Raw genomic sequence first — 23,414 nt, 5'->3', positions numbered from 1 at the left:
ATAAATAAGCCTACATTTCTCTGATAAATCCCATAGAACAGATTCCTGTTCAGGAGTAGACTGTATTTTAATTGGTAATGTCAATTGCATAAAAATACCTGACTTATATTATGATTTAAGATTATTTAATTGTTAGTATTTGATACTGTTTTTTGATTGGTTTATGACGCTTTCATCCCCTACCTGTCGCTACGTTCCAAGGAAGGGGACTTCTCGCTTTTGAGTAAAAATCTATCAAAAATCAGATTTAAAAGAAACTCTCTTCCGAGTTTACTATTTAAAACTCATAATAAATAAAAGTATTTTATTCAAATGATAGAAAGATGTAAAATAAAAACATCAGAGGTTTGAAAAGATAAATTAAAAGAAAAAATTCAGACCAATGAATACATGTCAGAATTTAAAAAAGAGGATTTAAAAATCAATCCTCTAACTGGAAATGCCATTGACAATCCTCCGGTTTGCCAATTGCCTGAGGCTCAAATCCTTCTTTATAATGAGGGAGATCTGCACTTGCATATTTAGGGAAAACAAGAGAGACTTCTTTCTGGTAAGTGGTTCCATCAGGGCTCAAAGTCAATTTAAACATCATTTCAGGCCTGCCACCATTCTTTACAAGATCCGTACTTTTCACATTATTCACTCCTTTTATTAATTCATATATTTTTATAGCCGATACAGTCTCCATGTCCAGCGCCTTGTATTCTCAAGGAAGCCAGAACATGGAAACAACCTCAAACTCACCAAGACCATTATGAATGCTAATACATATAAACTAATTGGTTTACATATAAAAGCTATGTTGCTACTTATGTTTACATATGACATTCCCATAACACAAAATGATATATCACATCGTGCAGACCTAGAACCATGACCTTATTATCAAGAAACGAACTCAGGGAACTGATAAACAGTGAAACAACGCTTGTTGAAAATATGGTAGATACCGAGACACAGTTACAACCAAACAGTGTCGAGCTCACCCTCAAAGGCATTGAAACATACACAAACTCCGGTGCTGTTGATTTTGATAACAGTGAGAGGAAAATACCTTCCACAGAACCAGTTGAATTCGATGAGAACGGATGGGCTCATCTTGAGCCCGGGGTGTACAAAATAACATTCAATGAGATCGTCAATATTCCGCTTGACAGAGCAGCTATAGCAAGACCAAGATCAACTTTACTCAGATGCGGAGCGAACATCGGAACTGCAGTGTGGGATTCCGGATACAGAGGGAGAAGTGAATCCATGCTGGTTGTCTACAATCCATACGGTTTCAGATTGAAAAGAAATGCACGCGTAATGCAACTGATGTTCTTCGATCTGCACAGTGAACTCACCGAAGGATACTCCGGACAGTACCAACATGAGAATCTGTGACAGTGTGACAATATCTACGTTAGGATTATCTATAATTAAAGCAATCACGGAAGCATGAGTGAAATAGGCAAATCTGTCAGGATGGAAAGGATATTCGATCGAAATACAAAGAATGCAATCATCATTCCAATGGACCATGGTGTAGGTGCAGGCCCTATAAAAGGAATTATTGACCTGCCTGCGGCTGTGAACAAAGTTGCAGATGGCGGAGCAAACGCAGTTCTCGGACACATGGGTCTTCCAAAACATGGCCATCGTGGATATGGAAGAGATGTAGGACTTATTATACACCTCTCAGCTTCAACATCTCTTGGACCTGACCCAAACCATAAGGTCATTGTCACAACAATTGAAGAAGCTATCAAAGTAGGAGCAGATGCAGTATCAATTCACGTAAATGTCGGTGCAGATGATGAAGCAGAGATGCTTCAGGACATGGGACATGTTGCCCGAAAATGTGATGAATGGGGAATGCCACTGCTTGCAATGTTGTATCCAAGGGGACCGAAGGTAACTTCCGAACATGATGTTGAATATGTAAAGCATGCAGCAAGGATCGGAGCAGAGCTTGGAGCAGACATCGTCAAGACAAACTACACCGGTGACATTGACACATTCAAGGAAGTTGTCAGCGGATGTCCTGTACCTGTTGTTGTTGCAGGCGGCCCGAGGATGGACACCGAACAGCAGCTTCTTGAAATGATCTATGACTCCCTCCAGGCAGGAGGAAAAGGAGTAGCTATCGGAAGAAACGTATTCCAGTCAGATAATCCCACAAAGCTGGTGTCACACATCTCCAGGATCGTGCATGGTGGAATGACACCTGAAGAAGTGCTCGAAGAATAAGAGCACTTTTATTTTAAAAAGTGTATAATTTGCACTCCAGTGGAAACAAGGGGGTTTTGTTTACTATTCACAAATACGTTCATTTTTCATGTTTCTGACTACTCCAACGACTGAAGTCGTTGGGTTCTATTGAACCCTTAAGGAGCCTTAGCCTTGTATAAGGTTAAGCAATTGCTGATTCATTGTCGGAACTTGCAACCCAGCTTTACAGCTGGATGTAGAGGTCCCAACTCCACAGCCGTAGATTCCCGTGAGCCCCACGGTATTTGTGTATGTTTTTGATCTTAACAGGATGTTGATGGCAGCGTTGACATCCCTGTCTATTTTGAGATCACAATGTTCACAGTGAAATCTCCTTTCTCCTTTTTTGAGAAATACTTTCTTTTTCTTTCCACATGCTGAACAAGTCTGAGACGTATTTTTAGGATTAACCTTTTCAATTATTTTTCCTATCTCAGCAGACTTGTACATTACATGTAGAACAAGTCTTCCCCATGCTGCATCGTGAATAGATTTAGCATAGCTTCGTACCTTGACCATGTTCTTTATCTTCAGATCCTCGAACACTATTAGGTCGTATTTTGCTACAAGCAACTTGCTCAGACAATGTGAAATATGATTGCGAGTACCTTTAACTTTTCTGTGAATCCTGTTCACTTTACGTTTTTGTTTAAGGTAGTTCTGAGAGCCATATTCCATATTGGAGAGTTTTCTCTGTTCAACTGCTAATCTTTTTTCTGCATTCCTGAGCAACTTTGGTGGTTCGATGAATTCACCATCAGATGTTGCTATCAAATTGTTCAATCCTAGATCGATACCTACCATAGTTAGTGGTATGATTGGTTCAGGATAATCAGCAAGTTCAATTGTTATGAAAGCAAACCATTTCTTGCCTTCTTTTTTGATCGTACATGTTTTCAATTGACCATTAAGGATATCGTTGTTAACATCTATCTTTATCAGGTTGTTCTTATCAGTTATCTTAGACAAGAACAAGTTGTTTCCTCTTAGTTCCCAACCATTTCCATGTTGCTTGTATGTGAAACTATAGTAGTCTTCTTTACCTTTGAATCTCGGATGTCCTTTTCGAAGAAGACCATCATATTTAATAGGTTTCGAACTTTTTTTTCCAAGAAGAGAATAAGGAGTATTTGCTGCAGGAACATCCTTTCTTTTGACGAAAGTTCCTTTTCTTGGTTTGCTTCCTTTAAGTCTACCATTTTTGATATCATCTAAGAACTTGAAGTATGCTTGTTGAACTCTTTCAAAAACATTAAGCCTTACTTGAGAATGGATATTGTTAGCATAGTCAAAGAACTTGAGTTGTTTTTCCAGCATTTGTGAATCTGGATATAATCCATAGATATCATAGAGGTTAATTCTTGTTGAGAGAAGATCATTCCATAACTTCCTGCAGGTTTCCAGAGTTTCTTCCATCTTTACTTCCTGTTCAGGATTAGGATGGATCAGAAACCTGAGATTTCTACAGTTCTGACCTTCTTTTCTGACCATGATGTCACTCTAAAATCAACAACAGTATATTGTTTTCTTATTACTTTAATATTGCTTTGGAATGTTTGCTTTTTTTGTTCAATGAGATACGATTCCAATGTTGTTATGATGAGTTTATCAACAGCCAGTGGGGTACGATTCATCCTACGACTAAATCGTAGGCTTTCTCTACCCCTACACCCCTTTATTCGTAAACTGACACAAAGCTAAAGGGTATTGAAAGCGTCATTAACCCAGTAAAACAGAAAAGTCATCAATAGACGAAACTCTATGTCAGAAAATAATATTGGAAAAATTGAATAGGAAGAGCAAGGCCAGTGTTGAAATGACCAATTGAATCATATATTTAGATGGTGGTACGATATGATATGATTTGATTGAGATTCGACCTTGCTCAATCATACAATATATGAACACACATATAATTGTTTTGATATAAAAATCACAATATAACTACATGATTCATTAATATATGAACATGAGTGTTTGAAATCACTTTCGTTACCATTAAATGTAATGGGCATATCGATGAACTCATAAGAATCATAATTATATTCAAATTATCGAGGATCATTCATGGATAAATACGAGCAGGTAATAGAACTGGCCAAACGTCGCGGATTTTTGTGGAATTCATTTGAACTTTACGGAGGTACCGCAGGATTTTACGATTACGGACCTCTTGGAAGCACACTGAAACGCAGGATAGAACAGATCTGGAGAGAGACATATGTTGTCCAGGAAGGGTTCATGGAGATCGAGGCTCCAACAATCGGAATTGAAGAAGTGTTCGTGGCATCCGGACATGTTGGAGGGTTCTCAGACCCGCTCTGTGAATGTAAGGACTGTAGAGAAGCTTTCAGAGCAGATCACCTTGTGGAAGATATGGTTGCCTGCGCAGATGCACTTAACGTGGAAGAACTTGACAAAATAATTGCAGAGAACAATGTCAGGTGTCCTGAATGTGAAGGAGAGCTGGGAGAATCATATGAATTCAACCTTATGTTCAGGACAAACATCGGTCCTGGCACAGGAAGACAGGGGTACATGCGTCCTGAAACAGCACAGGGAATGTTTGTGGACTTCCTGAGGCTTGCAAGGTTCTACCGTGAGAAACTTCCATTCGGTGCAACACAAATAGGAAAATCTTACCGTAATGAGATCTCACCAAGACAGGGAGTAATAAGGCTCAGGGAATTCACACAGGCAGAAGCTGAGATATTCATTGATCCCAATAACAAGAAACACGCTAACTTCGGGAGATTTGCAGATACTGTTGTGAACCTTTATTCAGAAGAAGCTCAGGAAAAAGGCATTGTTGAGAAAATAAGTCTTGGTGAAGCAGTTGAGAAGGGCACAATTGCCCATGAGTTCCTTGCATACCAGATAGGACTTACAAATCACTTCCTGAAGCGTATAGGAATTGCAGCCGACAAGCTGAGATTCAGACAGCATCTGAAGGATGAGATGGCACACTATGCAATAGATTGCTGGGATGCTGAGATAGAGACTGACAGGTTCGGCTGGGTAGAAGTAGTAGGTATTGCGGACAGGACAGATTATGACCTGAAGGCTCATGCAAATGTCAGCAAGACCGAACTCTCAATTTACAGAGAATACAGTGAACCGAAGATGGTTACTCAATTCGTTGTCAAGCCAAATATGGGTAAACTCGGACCACTCTTCAAGGGCAAAGCAAAAGCTGTTGCAGATGCACTCAAGGTACTCACACAGGAAGAGCTGGAACAGGAAAGCATCACTGTTACTGTTGATGGAGAAGAAGTCACCGTCCCTGGAGATGTTGTAGACTTTGCAGAGGAAACTGTGAAGATAAGCGGAGAAAATATTATCCCGCACGTTATCGAACCATCCTACGGCATTGACAGAATATTCTATTCTACCATGGAACATGCATTTGCAGAAGAAATGGTGGGCGGCAAGGAAGAAGATGAGGATGAAGAAGCAAGGAATATTCTAAGGTTTAAAAAGGAAGTAGCTCCGGTACAGGTTGCAATTCTTCCGCTTCTTACAAGAGAAGAACTCATAACTCCTGCAAAAAAGATCGAATCTCAGTTGAAACAGAAAGGTTTGCTTGTTTCCTACGATGATTCCGGAACCATTGGAAGACGCTACAGAAGAAACGATGAGATAGGAACCCCTTATTCCATCACAATTGACTACGATACACTGGAAGACAACACCGTCACAATAAGGGACAGGGACAGCATGAAGCAGATCCGTGCACCGATTGACGGAATTGAAGACCTTGTCTATGAGATGATTTACATGAGCAGGGAATTTGAGAGTGCAGGAAAAGCACTCTGATCTTATTTTTTATTTTATTCCTATCCGTTTTCTTTTTTTAGATAATTTTTAAGATAATAGGTAATACTTTCACTCTGCTTAGCTCAGCTTTAAAAGTCTGAAGAGAGTATATATTTCAAAGCCAAACCAGTTAATGTAAAAATATGGCAAATATGCAAGTATGGTAACATGCCGGAATATATCAAACACCCTTTGATAAAAGCAGATACTGTTGAGCAACGGCTCTATCAGCTTGATCTGGCAGGCAAAGCACTTGATGTTTCTAGCCTTGTAGTTTTACCAACAGGATTGGGGAAAACAGTTGTATGTCTACTTGTCATGGCATCCCGCCTTGAAAAATTAGGTGGTAAAATTATGGTGCTATCACCTACAAAACCACTGGTGGAACAGCACGCATCTTTTTTCAGGAACGTAATGAACATTCCTGAAGAAGAAATTCTTACATTCACCGGTAGTGTTTCTCCTGAGAAAAGAAAAGAGCTGTGGGAAACAGGCAGAGTAATCATTTCCACACCACAGGTCATTGAGAATGACATACTGACAAAAAGAATCAGCCTTGAGGATGTCACACACATAACATTTGATGAAGCACACCGTGCAGTCGGCAATTACGCTTATACCTATATCGCAGAGAAGTATTTTGAAACTGCAAAAAATCCTCTCTGCCTTGGGATAACCGCAAGTCCGGGAAGTTCGGATGATAAGATAGCAGAAGTCTGTGAATCATTACAAATCGAGTCTGTTGCTGTGAAGACTGAATCAGACAGAGATGTTAAACCATATATTCACAAAAAAGAGATCGAATGGAAACGAATCAACCTCCCTGCTGAGATGAAAGAGATCAAGGACCTGCTTAACAAGGTACTTGAAGACAGATACAAAAAGCTCACAGAGCTTGGTTATCCTATTTACAACAAAAGATATGTTTCCAAAAAAGACCTTCTGGGACTACAGGCAAAGCTTCAGGGAGAACTCAGAGGAGGAATGCCTGATTCCTCTGTTTACAGCGCTATTTCCATTCTTGCTGAGATACTCAAGGTCAGCCACGCAGTGGAGATCACTGAAACGCAGGGACTTGAAGCACTCCGCATGTACATGGAAAGACTGGACAACGAGGCAGGTACCAAAAACGGAAGCAAAGCCTCGAAGCGTCTGGCTGAAGACCTCTATATCAGGCAGGCTGTGCACCGCCTGAAAGAATGTGACCTTGAGCACCCCAAACTGGAATATGTAAAAAAGATAGTTCTTGATGAGCTCGAGAACAAGCCGCATTCCAGAGTTATTGTTTTTGCCAACTATCGCGATACCGCTGAAATGCTTACAAATTCACTTGTTGAGGTTGAAGGAATAAGACCAGTAAGATTTGTAGGACAGGCATCCAAATACAAGGATAAGGGACTGACACAGAAGCAACAAGTGGAGATCATCGAACAGTTCAAGGCTGGAGACTACAATGTCCTTGTGGCAACTTCAGTTGCTGAGGAAGGTCTTGATATTCCATCTACCGATCTTGTGCTGTTTTACGAACCTATTCCCTCTGAGATCAGGAGTATTCAGAGAAAAGGGAGAACCGGAAGAAAGCATGAAGGTCGTGTTGTTGTACTTGTCACCAAAGGAACCAGGGATGAGGGCTATTACTGGAGCAGCCTTTCGAAAGAAAAGAAAATGCAGAGCAACATGAGAGAGCTTCAGGCTGCCATGCCGGCAAGGAAGAACAATTCAATTGAAGAAGAATTTATGCCCGATACTAATGGGAAGGACCAGAAGACGTTGTTCGAATACGATGACAACGATGGAAAATCTGAAGATAAGGGCAATGTCAGAATTGTCGTGGACCAGCGTGAGATCCGCAGTTCTGTTGCCCGCTCCCTTGATAGAAATGGTGTTGAAATAATAGTTAAAACCCTGGAAGTCGGGGACTACATTCTGAGTGACCGCATTGCTGTGGAAAGGAAAGAAACACAGGACTTTGTCGGTTCACTGATAGATAAAAAACTGTTCGAACAGGTAGCTAATCTCTCAAGAGCTTATGAAAAACCAATACTCATAATCGAAGGTGAAAGCCTCTTTACCTGTAGAGGGATCAATCCGAATGCTATTCACGGAACCCTGTCATCAATAGCACTGGATTTTGGCGTTTCGATATTCTATACCCGAGATCCCGAAGATACTGCTGCCCTCTTGCAGCAGATAGCTAAAAGAGAACAGACCGATGAGAAACGGGAAGTGAATATGCACGGAAAGAAAGCCGCAGCCATGTTACCGCAACAGCAGGAATATGTTGTATCTTCTATATCCGATATTGGTCCAAAAGCAGCTCGTAATCTACTGAAGCACTTCGGTTCTGTGGAAAATGTAATGAAAGCCAGTTATGAGGAACTGCTTGAGGTAAATAATGTCGGACCCAAGACCGCAGCCAAAATAAGAGAGATAATTAGCAGTGAGTATAAACGCTGAGTATTAGTTCTAATTAGAGAAATTAATAAAATAAAACCAAATGAAGACAAATAAATGCCTTCATTAAAATATGGACTAAATCACTTCATTTTATTCATAATATCCATGCAGCGTTCTATCATATCAAGATAATCAGATATCCTTCTTACATCGGTCTCAGCCTGCATTGCACTTGCCAATGACACCATTTTTTTAACCAGCAAAGTTTCGAGTTCAGGTATTGATGCAGGAACTAGAGGAGACTCTGGCTTTGGAGTAGTTTCAACCCGGGTTTCTGAAGATGTATCCTCTGGAACTGCCGCAACTGGAGTTTTTGGTCCTTCTGCGGGAGAAACTTCTGTTTTTTCGGTTTTTGTGTCAGATTGCTTTTCAGTTGAAAGGGATGGCTGCATGTTGTCACGGGGGTCACGGATATCTTCACAGACTGGACACAGTACTCTACCCTGATAGCGGAAGAGAGGGGCACCACAATTGCCACAATGTTGTGCAAGCATTGTTCCACCAATCTCAAGCATACGGGATATTTTCTTTATATTTTCATCATCAGTGTTTGACATATTATCTCCTTTTTCTCAAAACCTATATACCAATGAAAGTCTTTTTATAGAATATAATTATTTAGGGATTAACTGAGCAACCCTATTTTGATTTCAAACTTATCAAGGTGATCCTACATGTCAAATTTTGATCAAGTCATTGAAGAATGCAAACAAAAATTAGAATATATCGCAAATGATAATTCAGTACCAAGAAACATTAGGCGTTCTGCAAATGATATTCTGGTAACATTAAGTAAAGATGATGAACCACTCTTTTTGAGAACATCATCAAGTATATCCGTTCTTGAGGATATCAGTAATGACCCTAACATCCCTGTCCACACCAGGACACTGATATGGGATGTTGCAAGCCAGCTCGAGACCATCCCGGTTGACGAGTAAAAGGTGAACAATCTATTTGTTCTTTTTTCCTTTTTTTTAATTTACATTTCATAGATATTTTTACTGCGGCACAAAGTACCATATTAGTTTACCCGGATTTTTGAAAAAGTGTTTATATCAGGCTGCAAATGAACTAAAGGATTGAAATGATTAACAATATATCCTGCAGGATCAAAGACAGCTTTGAGGATAAAGATAAAGCCAGAGAGCGCAGTCTGGCAATTTCCAGAGACGTTGTCCGCAACTGCAGGACAGCAATGTACAGCATACACAACAGAGATTTTGATAAAGCGGATGCACTAATCTCTGAGGCAAGGGAAATGCTTGAAAAAACAAATACATTGCTAAGCGGCCATCCTGATATATACTATTCCGGTTTTCTGGAACATGCACAACAGGAATTTGTTGAGTGCACAGTTATATTCAACATACTCAGTGATGAAGAAAAGGAGATTCCCGGCCCTGAAGAACTTAATGTCAGCAATGTGGCATACCTTAACGGACTTGGCGATGTTGGCGGAGAACTCAGAAGACATATTCTTGACCTGATAAGAAAAGACAGGCCGGAAGAGGGAGAAAAATACCTGAATCTCATGGAGGAGATTCACAGTTGCCTCATGATGTTCGACTATCCTGATGCCATGACACATGGGTTGCGTCATAAGACAGATGTGACAAGATCCATCATTGAAAAGACCAGAGGCGACCTGACAAATGCTATGCGTCAGCAGAAACTGGAAAAAGCAATGAAGCAATTAGAGAATAGGATTAATTAAACTGTTCACCGTTTACTTCTAATATTACATATTACGAGGAAAATACATGAAATTCAATCCTGATGATATTAAAAAAGCAGCAAATGAGGATTTTGACGCTGCATGGAATATGGGCAAGGATTACATCAGCGAGTCAAAGCTGAATAACCAATACCCTCACATGACCATCAATTACGGAAAACCACATCCTGTGTATGATACTATATCAAAACTCCGTGATGCATATATGAGAATGGGATTCCACGAAATGATGAATCCTCTCATTGTGGACGAAAGAGAGGTTCATAAACAGTTCAGTCATGAGGCTCTGGCTGTCCTTGACAGGTGCTTCTACCTTGCAGGACTCCCACGCCCGAATGTAGGCATATCTGACGAAAGGATCGCTACTATCAAGGAAATTCTCGGAGACGTTGATGATGAAGCCATAGAGGCCATCAGGAAAGTTCTTCATGCATACAAGAAAGGAGACGTTGAGGGAGATGATCTTGTTCCTGAGATCGCAGCAAGCATCGATGTGTCAGACTCACTTGTTGTTGAAATGATCGACCAGGTATTCCCTGAGTTCAAGGAACTTATACCTCAGGCAACCAAGAAGACTCTCAGAAGCCACATGACATCAGGCTGGTTCATCAGTCTTGGTTCAGTTATTGAGCGTGCAAATCCACCATTCAACTTCTTCTCAATCGACCGTTGCTTCAGAAGGGAGCAGGACGAAGATGCAGCGCGCCTTATGACCTATTACTCCGCATCCTGTGTGATAATGGATGAGAACGTAACCATAGACCACGGAAAAGCAGTGGCTCAAGGGTTACTTTCGCAGTTCGGCTTTGAGAAGTTTATGTTCAGACCTGATGAAAAGCGTAGCAAATACTACGTACCTGACACTCAAATAGAGGTCTTTGCATATCATCCGAATCTGGTAGGCTCCAATACAAAATATTCTGATGGATGGATAGAGATAGCAACCTTTGGTATCTACTCACCTACTGCTCTCTCACAGTATGATATACCATATCCTGTGATGAACCTGGGACTTGGTGTTGAAAGACTTGCAATGATACTCCATGATGCAACTGACATCCGCTCACTAACATATCCGCAGATCACACAGTATTCCGAATGGAAAATGAAAGACAATGAACTTGCAAAGACAGTCTATGTGGAAAATGTCCCCGAGACCGATGAAGGCAAAGAAATTGTAAAAGCCATTGTAGCTGTCTGTGAGGAACATGGATCTACTCCAAGCCCATGTGAATTCCCTGCATGGGAAGGAACTATTGATGGAAAGACTGTGAAGGTCACAGTTGTTGAGCCGGAAGAAGAAACAAAGCTCTGCGGACCTGCCGTGTTCAATGAAGTTGTTGCATATAACAGTGATATTCTAGGAGTGCCTGACAACAAAAAATGGAAGAAGGTACTTGAGAACCATTCAGCAAGGACCGGTGTCAAATTCCTTGATGCATTTGCATGCCAGGCTGCAAAGGATATAGAGAGTGCCGTTGCTAACGGCGAGAGCGAAGTTGAGACAAGAGTAAGGATAGTGAAGGTCCCTTCAGAGATCAACATCCGTCTTGAACCACTGGCACAGCGTTTCATCACTAGCAACAAGAAAAAGATAGATATCCGTGGACCTGTGTTCACTACTGTGAGGACAACTATTGAATAAGAGTGAACTGGAATACTGGTTCAATCCCTCTTCACGCACACTGGAGGAACTCAGGGTCCTCCAGAACAAAGCCATTGAGAATCTCAGTCTTGGGGACGGCTTTGCAAAAATAGACATGATAGCAGGCGTGGACTGCGCATATTTTGACGATAATATCGTTTGTTCCATGCCTGTTCTGGACTACAATTCCCTTGATATTATTGAGAAGAAGCACGTTGTACAGAAAGTGCCGCTTCCATACATACCCACGTACCTGAACTTCAGGGAAGGACAAGCTATTGCATCTGTTTTTATGGAAATTGAGAACAAGCCGGACATCATAGTCTTTGATTCCTGTGGCATCAACCATCCGATTAAGGCAGGAATGGCAACTTATTTTGGAGCAGTTATGGGTATTCCGACAATCGGAGTGTCCAAGAAGATCCTTTGTGGAAGTTCTCAGATACCTGTTGAGGTTGGTGAATCACAAAAACTGATCTATAAAGGTGAACAGGTCGGTTGGCTGTATAAAAGCAACAAACGCAGCAATCCGATTATTATCGCACCTGGTCACGGAGTTTCTGTTGAAAGTTCTCTTGATATCGTGAAACATTGCCTGAAAGGATACAAGCTGCCGGAACCTACAAGGCTTGCACATATGTACGCAGCAGAGGCTAAAAAAGAGATAATGGAACAACAAACGGATTGATGTTATGAACCCATGCATAGATTCAAATTGTCAAAATTACCCAAATATTGAAGCACTCATGGATAAAGGTGAACCTGTGTGTATTTCTCTTTGCAAGGAGGAAGCTGAAACTTCAGAGATGCTTTTCTGTGAGCTTGTACACATGGCACGAAATGGAGAATCATTTCTGATAGAAGACCAGAGATGCAGGCCTGGAAAATTCATACTTGGTATCAGTGAGAACAGTCCGGCGGAGTATTACCTGAAGTCCAATCGGTATCAGAATGAAGAGATGGCTCAGAAAGCTGTTGATTCACTTCCCAGAATTGAAAGGGAATACGGGTCATTAAAAATCGAACCTATGAGAAAGAATAATGGAAAATTCGATGTTCTTCTGCTTTATCTTAAACCTGAAAGTGCCATGAAAATTATACAGGCATATGCATTTAATTTTGGAGAAGGCATCACTTCAAGGTCAATTGGTGCGGCATCCATATGCGGAGATTGTACTGCAAGGCCACTGAAAGAAGGTATTGGAATTTCTTACGGGTGCAAGGGTTCTAGGAAGCACAGCGACTATACTAATGATGAAGTTCCGATTGGAATTGCATATAACATGCTCCAAAAAATAGAAGAGGGACTGAAAAAAATCCCTGCAACATTTGATTGATTATACTGACTTACTGATTATAATCATCTGGCATTGTAGAGTGGAATCTCTTCAGCATCTACTTTTGTGACCTCTCCGATGGTGTTGTTCAGGACTTTCCTAACACGTGCAATGCATTTGGGATCGAGCTGAAGTCTGAGGCTTGTTGTCTCCCGTTCCTCATAATAGACTTCACTACTCTGCATTACTCTGTGTGTTGATACCTGATGTCTGACCAGTTTGGCAATTATGCCCATACTTCCGCCTATGAGGTCATCAGCGCTTGTGTGTGTAAGGAACAACATATCCCCTACGTTCATGCGCAGTGCAGCCAGAAAGTTATGTGGACTCCTGATCTCTATTGTCAGAAGCCTGTTCTGCCTCAGGTCAGAGATAACACGCTCGGATATTCCTGTTAAAGCAATATATTCCATGTTATCACCCGTACATTGGGAACTCTTTCCTTCCACCTGCTGTGGGCTGTTCTGTTGTTCTAACGTCCTCTGCAAGTCTCTGCATCTCGATCTCGATCTTCTCTGCCTGTTCGATGAGACCTTCAGTGTTGATCTTATAATCATAAAGAAGGTTCAGGACATCGATAACCACTGCTGCTGCCCTTGGGTCAGGATTCTGGCTCATGGTTGAACCAAGCAGGCTTATGGCAGGGATCTCACGTACGAGACATTCGCCCATGATGCTGCCGGATATTCCTGAGATGGTTCCCATCTGGAAAAGTTCTACTTTGTCCTTTATCTTCTCCAGCATGTCCATGTTCGTGGCTGCACCGAATACTTTGTGCTCTTCGCTCATGGTTGCTATTCCTGCAAGGGATACGATCTCCTTTACGTTGATAGCCTTAGCCCATGTGAGAAGTGCTTTGCTTATATCATATGCAACTACCGGATTGATAGGAATATCAGAAACCACCATTACCATCCCATGCTCTGTGCTTTCGTATATCCTGACAGGCATATTGATAAGGCCTTCGTAGAGAACCGCTATTGGAGGGAAATGCCTGGAATCTATGGAACCTACATATTCCATCTTAAGTTCGTCTATTATCTGCTGACTGGCAATGTTGCCAACTAAACCTATACCCGGAAAACCCTCGATCAATATAGGGTTTTCAGTCTGAATTTCTGTGGTTATGATCTTTACATTATTATCGTCATAATCTGTTTCAGCCAAACGATCACCTTTTAAAATACAACTTAGTAAACTCCCTGATTAATATAAGAATCAGCTTATAGATAAGAGCATCGTTTGCCAGCATAATAAAACTGAAAGCATTGAGTTTCTGTGAACTCCTCCTCCCTGCCAGCCTTCGGCTGTCGAGGAAGGAGCTTCCTACGAGTGTAAGTCTCATTTTGTTATCATTCTGTTGGGAATGATTCCGATCAACAAACCTGTTTGTCGTAGATTATCAATCATTGATTGATAGCTTGTCCACAAAGCATTATGTTTGAAATACCTTAAGAGAATGTTCACGCTACTATTCATATCTCTGTCAAGAATATTTCCACAATAATTACATTCATAAGTTCTGTCATTAAGTGACATATCCTTGATAGTTCCACAAACACAACATTTCTTCGAGGTATAAGATTCATCAATTCTTATTACTCTCTTACCTAAACTTTCAGCTTTGTAGGTTAAGAATTGAGCAAATCGTCCTATATGTCCTGAATTATGAGTACCACGATTGGTACTCCTATCTTTTTTATTTGCTTTAGGCTTCTTTGAAGCCATTTGCTTAACATCAAGTTTACCAATAACGATGGTATTAGCATCCGTATTATCAACTATATTTCTGGTAATTTTATGCTGGTTATCTTTCAACTGATTAGATGATTTCCTTTTCATTCTGACTAAATTCTTATTCAGTTGTTTCCATTTCCTACTTTTATTCTTGCAATGATCTCTTCGAGATTGAATTGATTGGATCTTAGGTTTCCAATACTTGTCTGGTCTTCTATTCTTCAATTCCTTGAATTTGCCATCAGAATTAACCATTGTTTGTTTTGAACTACCAATATCAATCGCAAGATAACTATCATTATTACTATACTTTTTTTTAGGTACTTCGTAAGTAATTGAGATGTAAAAATCCTTGTCTTTCTGATAAATATTTACCTGATCAATATCAGTAGCTTTACTGAATATTTGTTTTTCAAGCAAAGTAACAGGAAGTTCAAATTTTAGAGATATTCCAGAAGGATGTTTGTGTGAGAGATCAATGTAGATTTTATCTTGTTGCGAATACTTAATTTCTGGATTATGGATACGAGTATCCATTGATTTACTTACAAGAACATTATCATTGGAATCAGTGATACTAAATCCGGATTGATTGTAGATCATCGTAGTGAAATACTTTTTACCTTTGAATCCTGGAGGTTTTGCTTTGGTATCTTTATTCTTTTTTAAGTTGAAAAAAGACTTATAATCGTTGTCAAGACATTTCAAACATCCTTGTAGTACTTTGGAATATACTATATTATAATCAGGAAACCTTTGCTTAATTTCAGGTAATTTATTTTGCTGTTGAATATAACCAATTTTAGTCTTATTTCGATATGCATCCTGACGTTCTTTCAAACTAAAATTGTAAATAAGCCTACATTTCTCCGATAGATCCCATAGAACAGATTCCTGTTCTGGAGTAGACTGTATTTTAATTGGTAATGTCAATTGCATAAAAAATACCTGTTTTATATTATGATTTAAGATTATTTAATTGTTAGTGTTTGATACTGTTTTTTGATTGGTTTATGACGCTTTCATCCCCTACCTGTCGCTACGTTCCGAGGAAGGGGACTTCTCTCTTTTGAGTAAAAATAGTATGTGAGGATATTTATATAAATTATATCCATCATCCCGGCAGAGTTTAGTAGGATAATGTCTTGAAAGCCACCTTTTACCAAGGAATTACCAGAGTTTATGATAATGGACCATATAATCGATAAACATCCCACCACAAACATTCTTATCACATAAAATCAAGAAATCATCCAACTCTATATCATTGAATCATAAAGGCGATAACATGGAAAAGACAATCACATACTTTGATGATGTTGGAAAAGAAAACACAGAAGAAGTCATGAAATTATCTGCTAAAAGAGCAGCAGAGCTTGGAATCAAATACGTTGTGCTGGCAAGTACAAGCGGGGAAACTGCACTTATTGCAGCAGAAGCATTCAAAGACTTAGACGTAAAGATAATAGCAATCACACACCAGTATGGACTCAAGGAACCTGGAAAATGGGAAGTCGATGAGGAAAAGCTTGAGAAGCTCAATGAGCTTGGAGTTGTAATGACAACACAGTCACACATGTTCTCAGGCGTTGAGCGTGCGATCTCAAAGAGGATTGGTGGTGCCAGCCGTGCTGATGTAGTATCCGATACATTAAGAGCAGTATTTGGAAAAGGGTTCAAGGTCGCTATTGAGAGCGCGATGATGGCTGCGGACTCCGGTCACATACCAGTATCCAAAGAGACAGAAATAATAGCAATTGGCGGAACCAGATGGGGAGCTGATGTGTCAGTAGTACTCAGACCTGCACATTCCTTTGATTTCTTCGGCAATCAGGTCAGAGAGATAATAGCAATGCCAAGGGCAAAGGAAGAGCCAAAACAATAAAAAAATCTGTTTTAAAATCGTTTTTTCAATGGGAATCGGATCCCATTATTATTTTTTAACAGCATCTTTGTTATTTTCAGATTCTCTTTTCTGTTTTGTTTTACTGACCTCTTTATTCATGTACAGTGCGGATTTCATAAAATAAGCAGTCAGAAGAATAAAGATAACAAAAGCTGCCACACCAACTAAAATGGCAGTAAGTAGATCCATAAAAAAGAAAAGATAAGTACCTTAGAGGTACTTACTGTGGCTTCTCATAGAGAGCTGTCTTGGTCATCAGGTTACCCTTCTTGGAGTGTGGCTGCCTGAAGACACTGTCGTTTGCCTTCTCTATTTCTCTTGCTTCGATTGCCATCTGTGCTGCTGCGCGCATCATCTCGTGACCTGCTGCAGTTGTGAGTGTGACCTGCTCGATCTCCTTCATCATGAAGCATGCAGGGAAGTTGATCTTTGCGACCATGTCAGCCATGTGGAGAGCTGCGAGACCCTTTGCCTTTGCGTATGGGTTGTTGAAGCCTGCTCTCTCGATGCACTTCTCTGGCTTTGCGAGGATGTGTGGAAGTTCGAGTTCCTTTCCTTCATCTGCCATTGCGGCAACCTTGTCAAGCTCTTCCTGAATGAGTCTTACAACACCGCAGGTTGAAAGGACCTTCATTGCGTCTGAGTTGAATGATGCCATCTCTACAGGATCGAGGAATTCTGTCTTTGCACCGATGAGTGGGTCAACGGTCATAATAATGTAACCGAATCCTGCTTCCTCGAGTGCTGCACGGTCGTCCTTCTTGGTTGGACCGTCTGAGATAACAATACATGGGACATCCTTGTATATCTCACGAGCTGCGGTTGGGCCTGGTGCACTGGAATTTGGGCTGATCATTACATAGAAGTCAGCATCGAATTTCTTGAGTTCTTCTGTTGCTGCTGCTTCGTCTTTGCCCATTTTAGGGCCGGTTCCGAATACACGGACGGTAATTCCTTCTCTTGCTGCGATCTCGTCCTGTACAAGGTCGATGACCTGGCTCATACCTAAGTTACCTAGCTTAATGAATCCAATTTTTGCCATGTAAAATCACAGTAGTGCAATGTACAGTGTAGCATATATTACTTTTGGAATGGAACGACAGAAGCAGATCATCCTGAAAAAATGAAAAAATATGAGTGTATTCTGTCCGAAAGCCTTAAAAGCAATGTAACGTATTTCAAATCAATCTCGGCACTTAAATACTGTTTCAATACGGGATTCAAATTCCAGGTTTGATGAAGTGAGTCGTACCAGCAACAATTCTGATAGGATCAAGTTAATAGTTTTTGATATGGATAGCACCCTTATAGATGCTGAAACCATTGATGAGCTTGCAAATGCTGCAGGTGTGGGAGAAGAAGTGGCCTCTATAACAGAAAAAGCTATGAAGGGAGAACTTGATTTCTCCGAAGCGCTTCTGGAAAGAGTAAAGCTTCTAAAAGGGCTTTCACTTGAAAATGCACATGATGCGCTTGACAAAATGCCTTTGATGCCTGGTGCGAAAGAGCTTATAGATTACCTGAAATCCCGGGGTTACAAGACTGCAATGATATCCGGAGGATTTACCATGGCTGCAGAGCGTATTGGTAAGATACTGGGAATTGATTATGTGGTTGCAAATAACCTTCTTAAAGACAATTGTTGCCTCACAGGAGAAGTTAACGGACCTCTTACAGAACAGGGTTCTAAAGAATGCGTTCTTGAAGAGATCACAGGAAGATATGGGATAAAGCCCGATGAATGCATTGTAGTTGGTGACGGAGCCAATGACATATGTATATTCAAAAGGGCAAAATACGCCATTGCATTCAACTCCAAGCCAATCCTCCGGGAATATGCAGATATTGTCATAACAGAGAAGAATCTTGAAGCAGTCATACCGGTTATCCAGTTGCTGGAATCGGAGGAAGGCCAAGTATCGTGCATTAGAAATGCATGAAATGCCAGCTTTTTTGCTGGACCGGGAGGATAATAAGGAAATGATCAAAGAACTGACCGAAAAGAAGGCTGAACTTAAAAACCAGTCTGAAGAGTATAAGAAGAAACGTAACGAGCTTAATGCAGAAGCAAGTACACTTGCAGCGAAGCGTAATGAACTGAACAAAAATACGAAGGATCTTATCAACGAAGCTCAGGAATACAAAGCACTTCGTGATGAGAACAATACGAAAGTAAAGGAAAACAAAGCGCTCCGTGATGAAGTCAACAATAAGGCAAACGAAGTATTTGCTAAGATTGACCAGATACGCGCCGAGAATAACCTTGGTGGCCCTTCTATCAAAGATATCCGTAAGGAGATAGACAGGCTGGAATTTGCACAGCAGACCGAAGTCCTTACAACCAACAAGGAAAGGGAGCTGGTCGGTAAGATCACTGAACTCCGTAAGCAACACGAGCAAAAGAAGCAACAGCTTGAAGGAAATGATGAGCTCAAGGCCCTTCTTGCAGAAGCACAGGAGATCAGGGACGAAGCTTCAGAGTATCACAATACACTTTCAGAATTCGCACAGAAGGCACAGGAATATCATGACAAGATGATCACCACCTTCAAAGAGGCTGACAAGGTTCGCGCAGAATCTGATGCTGCTCACAAAGAATTCGTTCACTTCCAGGAAAAAGCTGATGAACAGCACAAACTCTTCATCACTGCTCAGAAAGAGATCCGTGACATCGACAAAGAACTCCGCAAACTCAGGAAGGGAGATGCCGATGGCAAGAAAGAAGCTGCTAGGGCAGACGCACGCAAGGATGCAGAAGATATCTTTGATAAATTCAAGTCTGGTGGCAAGCTTACTACAGAGAACCTCATGGCTCTCCAGAGATCAGGTTTCCTGAAATAATCAAATTAAAATATAAAGAGGGTGTTTTTCACCCTTCTTTCAACTGTTTTTTAGTAATTATTAGCTATCAATTATTATTCAAATTAAAAGATGCCTGAGTTTTACAGATAATAATCTGAAAGAATAAAAAGAAATTATCTCAGCGTTCAAGACCAAGATGATTGATCCTGAATGACGAATCACGCATCAGACATGGGCCTGCAGTGAACACCGGATCAGTGTATATCTTTTTCCATATTGAAGCAAGACTTTCCTCATGAATATTACCATATGGCTTTGGCATACATGCACATGGAAGCACATTACCCTCAGGAGTTACATGAAGCCATTTTCTGCCGGCAAAACATCCCATTTTCCTGATAATCTGAGGAATTGGGAAAACACGTGGTCCTTCTGCATGGGATGTTCTTGCTACAAACTCATCGAACTTTTTCAGGCCTTCCGATGAAAGCACTTCTTCTTCATGACCTTCCCACCTGCCAGTAGGAACGATCTCATAGAATGAAAGTTCATGTACACCAAGTTCCTTTGCAAGTTCATAGAAATCATCAAGTTCATCAACATTACGCGGTGACAGAACCACATAGATACCTACAAGCAGACCTGCATTAAGTCCATTCTTAATGGCATTCACAGCTTCCTTGAATACACCAGACCTGCCACGCATATAATCGTGTCCTTCCTCGTTGGCACTGTCAAAGCTCACACTCAACATTGAAAGACCTGCCTTTTTGAGACTCTCTGAACGTTCAGGAGTCATCCCAACGCCTGATGTGAAAAGACCTGGAATTGCCTTGGACTGGTCTACATAGCTAATTAGATCTTCAAGACCTTCATAAAGCAAAGGTTCGCCTCCATCAAAGATTATGAGCGTAGTACCAAGGTCAATGGTCTGATCAATCACACTTTTCACAATATCCGGACTTAACCTTGCTTTGTTCTTAGTATCAGGAAGAGCGCAGTGAAGACACCGGTTTGGACATTCTTCCGTAATAGAGATCGTAATCTGTTCAGGAACATATTTTCCCCTCATAGCTTTCATCTGGCTTGATACAAGCCTGTCAAATGCCTTGCTTGGTATAGGAGGCATCCATGTTGAATAGATAAGCTGATTCTTTTCGACCTTTGAGGGTTTTGTGTCCTCGAATATCTCCATCATATCCGCTACAAATGAACCCATGACTGAGGATGCGATACCTGAGGTCTTCATCCTTACCCGATTATTCTCAACCTGGGCATATACCTTGAAAAATGGATTCCTGTAGAAATAATATTTTGGCTTCATCACTACTTGTTCCTGAAAATGGCCCTGTATGAAAGTATAGAAGATGGATTATTTTTCAATATCATCCTTGATACCTGTAACGCCTGATTGAAAGGACTTCCGCTAAGAACCTTCAGATCCTCGCCTTCAAAGACTTCCATCATCCCATCAATTTCCTTATCGGTCATCTTCCTGAGAGCCTCCATAGCAAACCTTCCAAGATAGTATTCTGCCCTGTAAGCTGTGTTCCAGCGTTTTCTGTATTCGGATAGGAATTTCTTAGAAGTGTTATCTTTTGAAATGGCATCGGCTGCAACGTCACCGCACATCTGTCCGGCATGCATTCCGTAACCAATTCCGGACTGTGCTGCTGAACCGCCGACTATCATCACACCGTCAGCCACAAGATCTCCCGGAATTGCAACGATCGGATCGCCACCTGTGGATTTACTTATGATCTTCACATCATCCAGGCCTTTAAGTTCCTTGAACTTCTCAAGCCATGCATCAAAAAAGTCTGAAACATCAGTACCATGCCTGCGCACATACATTCCCAGTGTAGCCCTGTTGCCACCACATGGAGAATATGTGGACTTCCATCCGGGAGCATGATTACCTACATAATATTCAAAGTAATCAGGTTCACCAATTCCTTCTGCTTCAATCTCAGCCTCAAGTGACCAGGCAATATCCTGATTATGTTTTATCGGCTTCATGCCCAGAAGTGCGGCGATCCTTGAATTTATTCCATCTGAGACAATGACAAGTTTGCATTTTATCTTGCCTTTTGATGTGCTTACAATAAAGCCATCATCGGTCCTGAGGACGTTGAGCACTTCAATGCCGAAACGAACATCAGCACCTGCATCTTTGGCCTGTTTGACATAGAATTCATCGAACTTTTTCCTGTCAAGGAAATAAGCATCGCCTTCAAAGATGACATTCTTCCCGGAAGGTGCAATGATGTAGGCCCCCTTGAGGTTCTTAATTACATAACTCTGGTCTACTTCCTCTCCTGTCCTGTTAAACATTCCTTTGAAAAATGTGTTTGCAGGATGAGTAGGCACACCCACATCTACCTTCTTGTCGAGAAGTATGACCTTGCAGCCTTGTGCCGATGCATTCCTGGCTGCCATGACTCCCGCAGGGGAAGCCCCTATTACTATGATATCTGCATCCATTTTGAACCTCTGAGTTGCCAATCTAGCAAAATTACCAAAATCATTATGATTACCATAATATACCGGAATATACCGGAACAAGTATGCAAAGTATTACATCGAGTATGAGAGAGCCAAACATTATTCCCCTGTATCTGGAACCCTGCAGGAAAAGCCTCCCACCACGTGGTTCAGTAGGGTTCTTTATAAAATCAAATGACTGTGTAAGCATCCAGCCACCTGCAAGCAGTGCGCCTGCAAAGTAAACAGGCCCTAACTCTGCTGTCAGTCCTATTGCCAGGGAAGCAATGACACCTACCACCCACATGAAAGTAACAAACTTTGCTGTTGCAGGAATACCGAATGTCACAGGGAATGTTGGTGCCCCTCTGGCCCTGTCACCCTCTACATCCCTTGCCACACCTGAAAGTGTAAAACCCCAGTCAGTGAAGCACATCATCAGACCAAGGAAGATTGCAGGTAACGGGAGTATTGAACCATAATCGGGTGTTTTGAGAATTCCTGCCGGATCAAAAGCCAGCCATATACCTATAGGCACAAGCCCGTATGCTATTCCCACCGGAACAAAACTCAGGAATGTCATTCTTTTAGCGAGTTTTGAGTATATGCTGATGGTTACCACAGCAGCAACAAGAATCACAAATGATTCTGGATTCAGGTAAAGAGCTGCCGCACTGGCGACTAAAAATAAGAATCCTGCATACTTCAGAGCCTGGTCGCGAGTAAGTTTGTCGGCTACAAGTGGCCTGTCAGGAAGGTTGATCGCATCAATGTCGATGTCACAGCAATCATTGTAAACGTAGGAACTGGTGATTGCCGCATAGCCACCTATCACAGCTATAATGAAAAGTATAGGATCTGGAAATCCACCTGTTGCAAGGTAGGAAGCCAGCAAAGCACTTGCTGCAGGAAGAGCAAAGTCCATATCCGCTATCTCCGGTCGTAACATTTCTAGATAGGGATTTCTCGTTTTTGAGCCTGAAGTGGAAACCAAGTATATCACCTGTAGATTATAGCATCTAATTCCCTGTATTATATATTAGTATTAGGGTTGTCGAATCAAATAAACTCAAAGTGAACTCCTCCTCCCTGCCAGCCTTCGGCTGTCGAGGAAGGAGCTTCCTACGAGTGTAAGTCTCATTTTGTTATCATTCTGTTGGGAATGATTCCGATCAACAAACCTGTTTGTCGTAGATTATCAATCATTGATTGATAGCTTGTCCACAAAGCATTATGTTT

At 41.1% G+C, this 23,414-nt stretch carries 24 protein-coding genes; 12 read left to right on the top strand and 12 right to left on the bottom strand.

Features of this window, described 5'->3' with window-relative positions; genetic code table 11:
* Positions 1-421 precede the first annotated feature (421 nt).
* Positions 422-634, bottom strand: a complete 213-nt coding sequence (locus J2746_RS14355; protein ID WP_209622681.1) for a hypothetical protein — start codon at positions 632-634, stop codon at positions 422-424.
* A gap of 239 nt (positions 635-873) precedes the next feature.
* Here J2746_RS14355 and J2746_RS14350 point away from each other — a divergent pair, with 239 nt between their 5' ends.
* Positions 874-1,386, top strand: coding sequence for a deoxyuridine 5'-triphosphate nucleotidohydrolase (locus J2746_RS14350; protein ID WP_209622678.1), 513 nt, complete (start codon positions 874-876; stop codon positions 1,384-1,386).
* Positions 1,387-1,440: 54 nt separating this feature from the next.
* Positions 1,441-2,232, top strand: a complete 792-nt coding sequence (locus J2746_RS14345) for a 2-amino-3,7-dideoxy-D-threo-hept-6-ulosonate synthase (RefSeq protein ID WP_209622675.1) — start codon at positions 1,441-1,443, stop codon at positions 2,230-2,232.
* Positions 2,233-2,379: 147 nt separating this feature from the next.
* Here J2746_RS14345 and J2746_RS14340 read toward each other — a convergent pair whose 3' ends face one another.
* The gene (locus tag J2746_RS14340; protein ID WP_209622673.1) at positions 2,380-3,744 is read right to left on the bottom strand and encodes an RNA-guided endonuclease InsQ/TnpB family protein; all 1,365 of its coding nucleotides are present in this window, start codon (positions 3,742-3,744) and stop codon (positions 2,380-2,382) included.
* A gap of 576 nt (positions 3,745-4,320) precedes the next feature.
* Here J2746_RS14340 and glyS point away from each other — a divergent pair.
* Together glyS and J2746_RS14330 are read left to right on the top strand one after the other, a co-directional pair.
* On the top strand, positions 4,321-6,069 hold the full coding sequence (gene glyS / locus J2746_RS14335) for a glycine--tRNA ligase (protein WP_209622671.1): 1,749 nt from the start codon (positions 4,321-4,323) through the stop codon (positions 6,067-6,069).
* Positions 6,070-6,237: 168 nt separating this feature from the next.
* Positions 6,238-8,526, top strand: a complete 2,289-nt coding sequence (locus J2746_RS14330) for a DEAD/DEAH box helicase (protein ID WP_209622668.1) — start codon at positions 6,238-6,240, stop codon at positions 8,524-8,526.
* Between the two features lie 80 nt (positions 8,527-8,606).
* Here J2746_RS14330 and J2746_RS14325 read toward each other — a convergent pair whose 3' ends face one another.
* Positions 8,607-9,083 (bottom strand): Sjogren's syndrome/scleroderma autoantigen 1 family protein, encoded by a 477-nt coding sequence (locus J2746_RS14325; protein ID WP_209622665.1) that lies wholly within the window; start codon positions 9,081-9,083, stop codon positions 8,607-8,609.
* Between the two features lie 117 nt (positions 9,084-9,200).
* Between J2746_RS14325 and J2746_RS14320 the strand changes: the two genes are divergently transcribed.
* The 5 genes from J2746_RS14320 to J2746_RS14300 all read left to right on the top strand — a co-directional run bounded on the left by J2746_RS14320 (position 9,201) and on the right by J2746_RS14300 (position 13,246).
* Positions 9,201-9,467, top strand: a complete 267-nt coding sequence (locus J2746_RS14320) for a stationary phase-response protein (RefSeq protein ID WP_209622662.1) — start codon at positions 9,201-9,203, stop codon at positions 9,465-9,467.
* A 146-nt stretch (positions 9,468-9,613) separates the two neighbouring features.
* Positions 9,614-10,243 carry a translin family protein gene (locus J2746_RS14315; RefSeq protein WP_209622658.1) on the top strand — a complete coding sequence of 210 codons (630 nt, stop codon included), beginning with the start codon at positions 9,614-9,616 and terminating at the stop codon, positions 10,241-10,243.
* Positions 10,244-10,289: 46 nt separating this feature from the next.
* Positions 10,290-11,909, top strand: a complete 1,620-nt coding sequence (sepS, locus tag J2746_RS14310; RefSeq protein ID WP_209622655.1) for an O-phosphoserine--tRNA ligase — start codon at positions 10,290-10,292, stop codon at positions 11,907-11,909.
* Positions 11,902-12,597, top strand: coding sequence for an endonuclease V (locus tag J2746_RS14305; RefSeq protein ID WP_209622652.1), 696 nt, complete (start codon positions 11,902-11,904; stop codon positions 12,595-12,597). Before sepS ends, J2746_RS14305 begins: the two co-directional genes overlap by 8 nt.
* A 4-nt stretch (positions 12,598-12,601) precedes the next feature.
* Positions 12,602-13,246, top strand: coding sequence for a DUF169 domain-containing protein (locus J2746_RS14300; protein WP_245250196.1), 645 nt, complete (start codon positions 12,602-12,604; stop codon positions 13,244-13,246).
* Between the two features lie 23 nt (positions 13,247-13,269).
* Here the strand turns inward: J2746_RS14300 and J2746_RS14295 are convergent, their stop codons facing one another.
* The 4 genes from J2746_RS14295 to J2746_RS14280 are packed head-to-tail and all read right to left on the bottom strand — an operon-like array spanning position 13,270 to position 15,922.
* Positions 13,270-13,659, bottom strand: coding sequence for a DUF473 domain-containing protein (locus J2746_RS14295; RefSeq protein ID WP_209622649.1), 390 nt, complete (start codon positions 13,657-13,659; stop codon positions 13,270-13,272).
* Between the two features lie 4 nt (positions 13,660-13,663).
* The gene (locus J2746_RS14290) at positions 13,664-14,413 is read right to left on the bottom strand and encodes a proteasome assembly chaperone family protein (RefSeq protein ID WP_209622646.1); all 750 of its coding nucleotides are present in this window, start codon (positions 14,411-14,413) and stop codon (positions 13,664-13,666) included.
* A 4-nt stretch (positions 14,414-14,417) separates the two neighbouring features.
* Complete coding sequence (locus J2746_RS14285; RefSeq protein ID WP_209622643.1) at positions 14,418-14,591, bottom strand: hypothetical protein; 174 nt, start codon at positions 14,589-14,591, stop codon at positions 14,418-14,420.
* Complete coding sequence (locus J2746_RS14280) at positions 14,588-15,922, bottom strand: RNA-guided endonuclease InsQ/TnpB family protein (protein WP_209622640.1); 1,335 nt, start codon at positions 15,920-15,922, stop codon at positions 14,588-14,590. Before J2746_RS14280 ends, J2746_RS14285 begins: the two co-directional genes overlap by 4 nt.
* A gap of 349 nt (positions 15,923-16,271) precedes the next feature.
* Here J2746_RS14280 and J2746_RS14275 point away from each other — a divergent pair, with 349 nt between their 5' ends.
* Positions 16,272-16,868 carry a pyruvate kinase alpha/beta domain-containing protein gene (locus J2746_RS14275; RefSeq protein WP_209622637.1) on the top strand — a complete coding sequence of 199 codons (597 nt, stop codon included), beginning with the start codon at positions 16,272-16,274 and terminating at the stop codon, positions 16,866-16,868.
* Between the two features lie 48 nt (positions 16,869-16,916).
* Here the strand turns inward: J2746_RS14275 and J2746_RS14270 are convergent, their stop codons facing one another.
* On the bottom strand, positions 16,917-17,078 hold the full coding sequence (locus tag J2746_RS14270; protein ID WP_209622634.1) for a hypothetical protein: 162 nt from the start codon (positions 17,076-17,078) through the stop codon (positions 16,917-16,919).
* Positions 17,079-17,109: 31 nt separating this feature from the next.
* Entirely contained in the window at positions 17,110-17,931 is an 822-nt protein-coding gene (locus tag J2746_RS14265) for a F420-dependent methylenetetrahydromethanopterin dehydrogenase (RefSeq protein WP_209622631.1), read from the bottom strand.
* 199 nt (positions 17,932-18,130) lie between these two features.
* On the opposite strand from J2746_RS14265, the gene serB reads away from it, so the two are divergent.
* Both serB and J2746_RS14255 read left to right on the top strand, forming a co-directional pair.
* On the top strand, positions 18,131-18,829 hold the full coding sequence (gene serB / locus J2746_RS14260) for a phosphoserine phosphatase SerB (RefSeq protein WP_209622629.1): 699 nt from the start codon (positions 18,131-18,133) through the stop codon (positions 18,827-18,829).
* Between the two features lie 40 nt (positions 18,830-18,869).
* Entirely contained in the window at positions 18,870-19,730 is an 861-nt protein-coding gene (locus J2746_RS14255; RefSeq protein WP_209622684.1) for a coiled-coil protein, read from the top strand.
* Between the two features lie 139 nt (positions 19,731-19,869).
* On the opposite strand, the gene J2746_RS14250 is transcribed toward J2746_RS14255, so the two are convergent.
* The 3 genes from J2746_RS14250 to J2746_RS14240 are packed head-to-tail and all read right to left on the bottom strand — an operon-like array spanning position 19,870 to position 23,169.
* Positions 19,870-21,015, bottom strand: coding sequence for a radical SAM/SPASM domain-containing protein (locus J2746_RS14250; protein WP_209622626.1), 1,146 nt, complete (start codon positions 21,013-21,015; stop codon positions 19,870-19,872).
* Between the two features lie 2 nt (positions 21,016-21,017).
* Positions 21,018-22,175, bottom strand: a complete 1,158-nt coding sequence (locus tag J2746_RS14245) for an NAD(P)/FAD-dependent oxidoreductase (protein WP_209622624.1) — start codon at positions 22,173-22,175, stop codon at positions 21,018-21,020.
* 49 nt (positions 22,176-22,224) lie between these two features.
* On the bottom strand, positions 22,225-23,169 hold the full coding sequence (locus J2746_RS14240; RefSeq protein ID WP_209622621.1) for a UbiA prenyltransferase family protein: 945 nt from the start codon (positions 23,167-23,169) through the stop codon (positions 22,225-22,227).
* Positions 23,170-23,414: the final 245 nt, after the last annotated feature.

This window comes from Methanolobus bombayensis (genome assembly GCF_017873415.1).
GTDB classification, from domain to species: domain Archaea; phylum Halobacteriota; class Methanosarcinia; order Methanosarcinales; family Methanosarcinaceae; genus Methanolobus; species Methanolobus bombayensis.
This window is presented reverse-complemented; position numbering and strand designations above follow the sequence as displayed.

Excerpts from the sequence above, each read along its gene's own strand:
- J2746_RS14300 (WP_245250196.1), top strand. The coding sequence starts at position 12,602 with ATGAACCCATGCATAGATTCAAATTGTCAAAATTACCCAAATATTGAA.
- J2746_RS14315 (WP_209622658.1), top strand. The coding sequence starts at position 9,614 with ATGATTAACAATATATCCTGCAGGATCAAAGACAGCTTTGAGGATAAA.
- J2746_RS14350 (WP_209622678.1), top strand. The coding sequence starts at position 874 with ATGACCTTATTATCAAGAAACGAACTCAGGGAACTGATAAACAGTGAA.
- J2746_RS14295 (WP_209622649.1), bottom strand. The coding sequence starts at position 13,659 with ATGGAATATATTGCTTTAACAGGAATATCCGAGCGTGTTATCTCTGAC.
- J2746_RS14280 (WP_209622640.1), bottom strand. The coding sequence starts at position 15,922 with ATGCAATTGACATTACCAATTAAAATACAGTCTACTCCAGAACAGGAA.
- J2746_RS14345 (WP_209622675.1), top strand. The coding sequence starts at position 1,441 with ATGAGTGAAATAGGCAAATCTGTCAGGATGGAAAGGATATTCGATCGA.
- glyS (WP_209622671.1), top strand. The coding sequence starts at position 4,321 with ATGGATAAATACGAGCAGGTAATAGAACTGGCCAAACGTCGCGGATTT.
- J2746_RS14320 (WP_209622662.1), top strand. The coding sequence starts at position 9,201 with ATGTCAAATTTTGATCAAGTCATTGAAGAATGCAAACAAAAATTAGAA.
- sepS (WP_209622655.1), top strand. The coding sequence starts at position 10,290 with ATGAAATTCAATCCTGATGATATTAAAAAAGCAGCAAATGAGGATTTT.
- J2746_RS14245 (WP_209622624.1), bottom strand. The coding sequence starts at position 22,175 with ATGGATGCAGATATCATAGTAATAGGGGCTTCCCCTGCGGGAGTCATG.
- J2746_RS14330 (WP_209622668.1), top strand. The coding sequence starts at position 6,238 with ATGCCGGAATATATCAAACACCCTTTGATAAAAGCAGATACTGTTGAG.
- J2746_RS14285 (WP_209622643.1), bottom strand. The coding sequence starts at position 14,591 with ATGAGACTTACACTCGTAGGAAGCTCCTTCCTCGACAGCCGAAGGCTG.
- J2746_RS14265 (WP_209622631.1), bottom strand. The coding sequence starts at position 17,931 with ATGGCAAAAATTGGATTCATTAAGCTAGGTAACTTAGGTATGAGCCAG.
- J2746_RS14250 (WP_209622626.1), bottom strand. The coding sequence starts at position 21,015 with ATGAAGCCAAAATATTATTTCTACAGGAATCCATTTTTCAAGGTATAT.
- J2746_RS14255 (WP_209622684.1), top strand. The coding sequence starts at position 18,870 with ATGATCAAAGAACTGACCGAAAAGAAGGCTGAACTTAAAAACCAGTCT.
- J2746_RS14270 (WP_209622634.1), bottom strand. The coding sequence starts at position 17,078 with ATGGATCTACTTACTGCCATTTTAGTTGGTGTGGCAGCTTTTGTTATC.
- J2746_RS14275 (WP_209622637.1), top strand. The coding sequence starts at position 16,272 with ATGGAAAAGACAATCACATACTTTGATGATGTTGGAAAAGAAAACACA.
- J2746_RS14325 (WP_209622665.1), bottom strand. The coding sequence starts at position 9,083 with ATGTCAAACACTGATGATGAAAATATAAAGAAAATATCCCGTATGCTT.
- J2746_RS14340 (WP_209622673.1), bottom strand. The coding sequence starts at position 3,744 with ATGGTCAGAAAAGAAGGTCAGAACTGTAGAAATCTCAGGTTTCTGATC.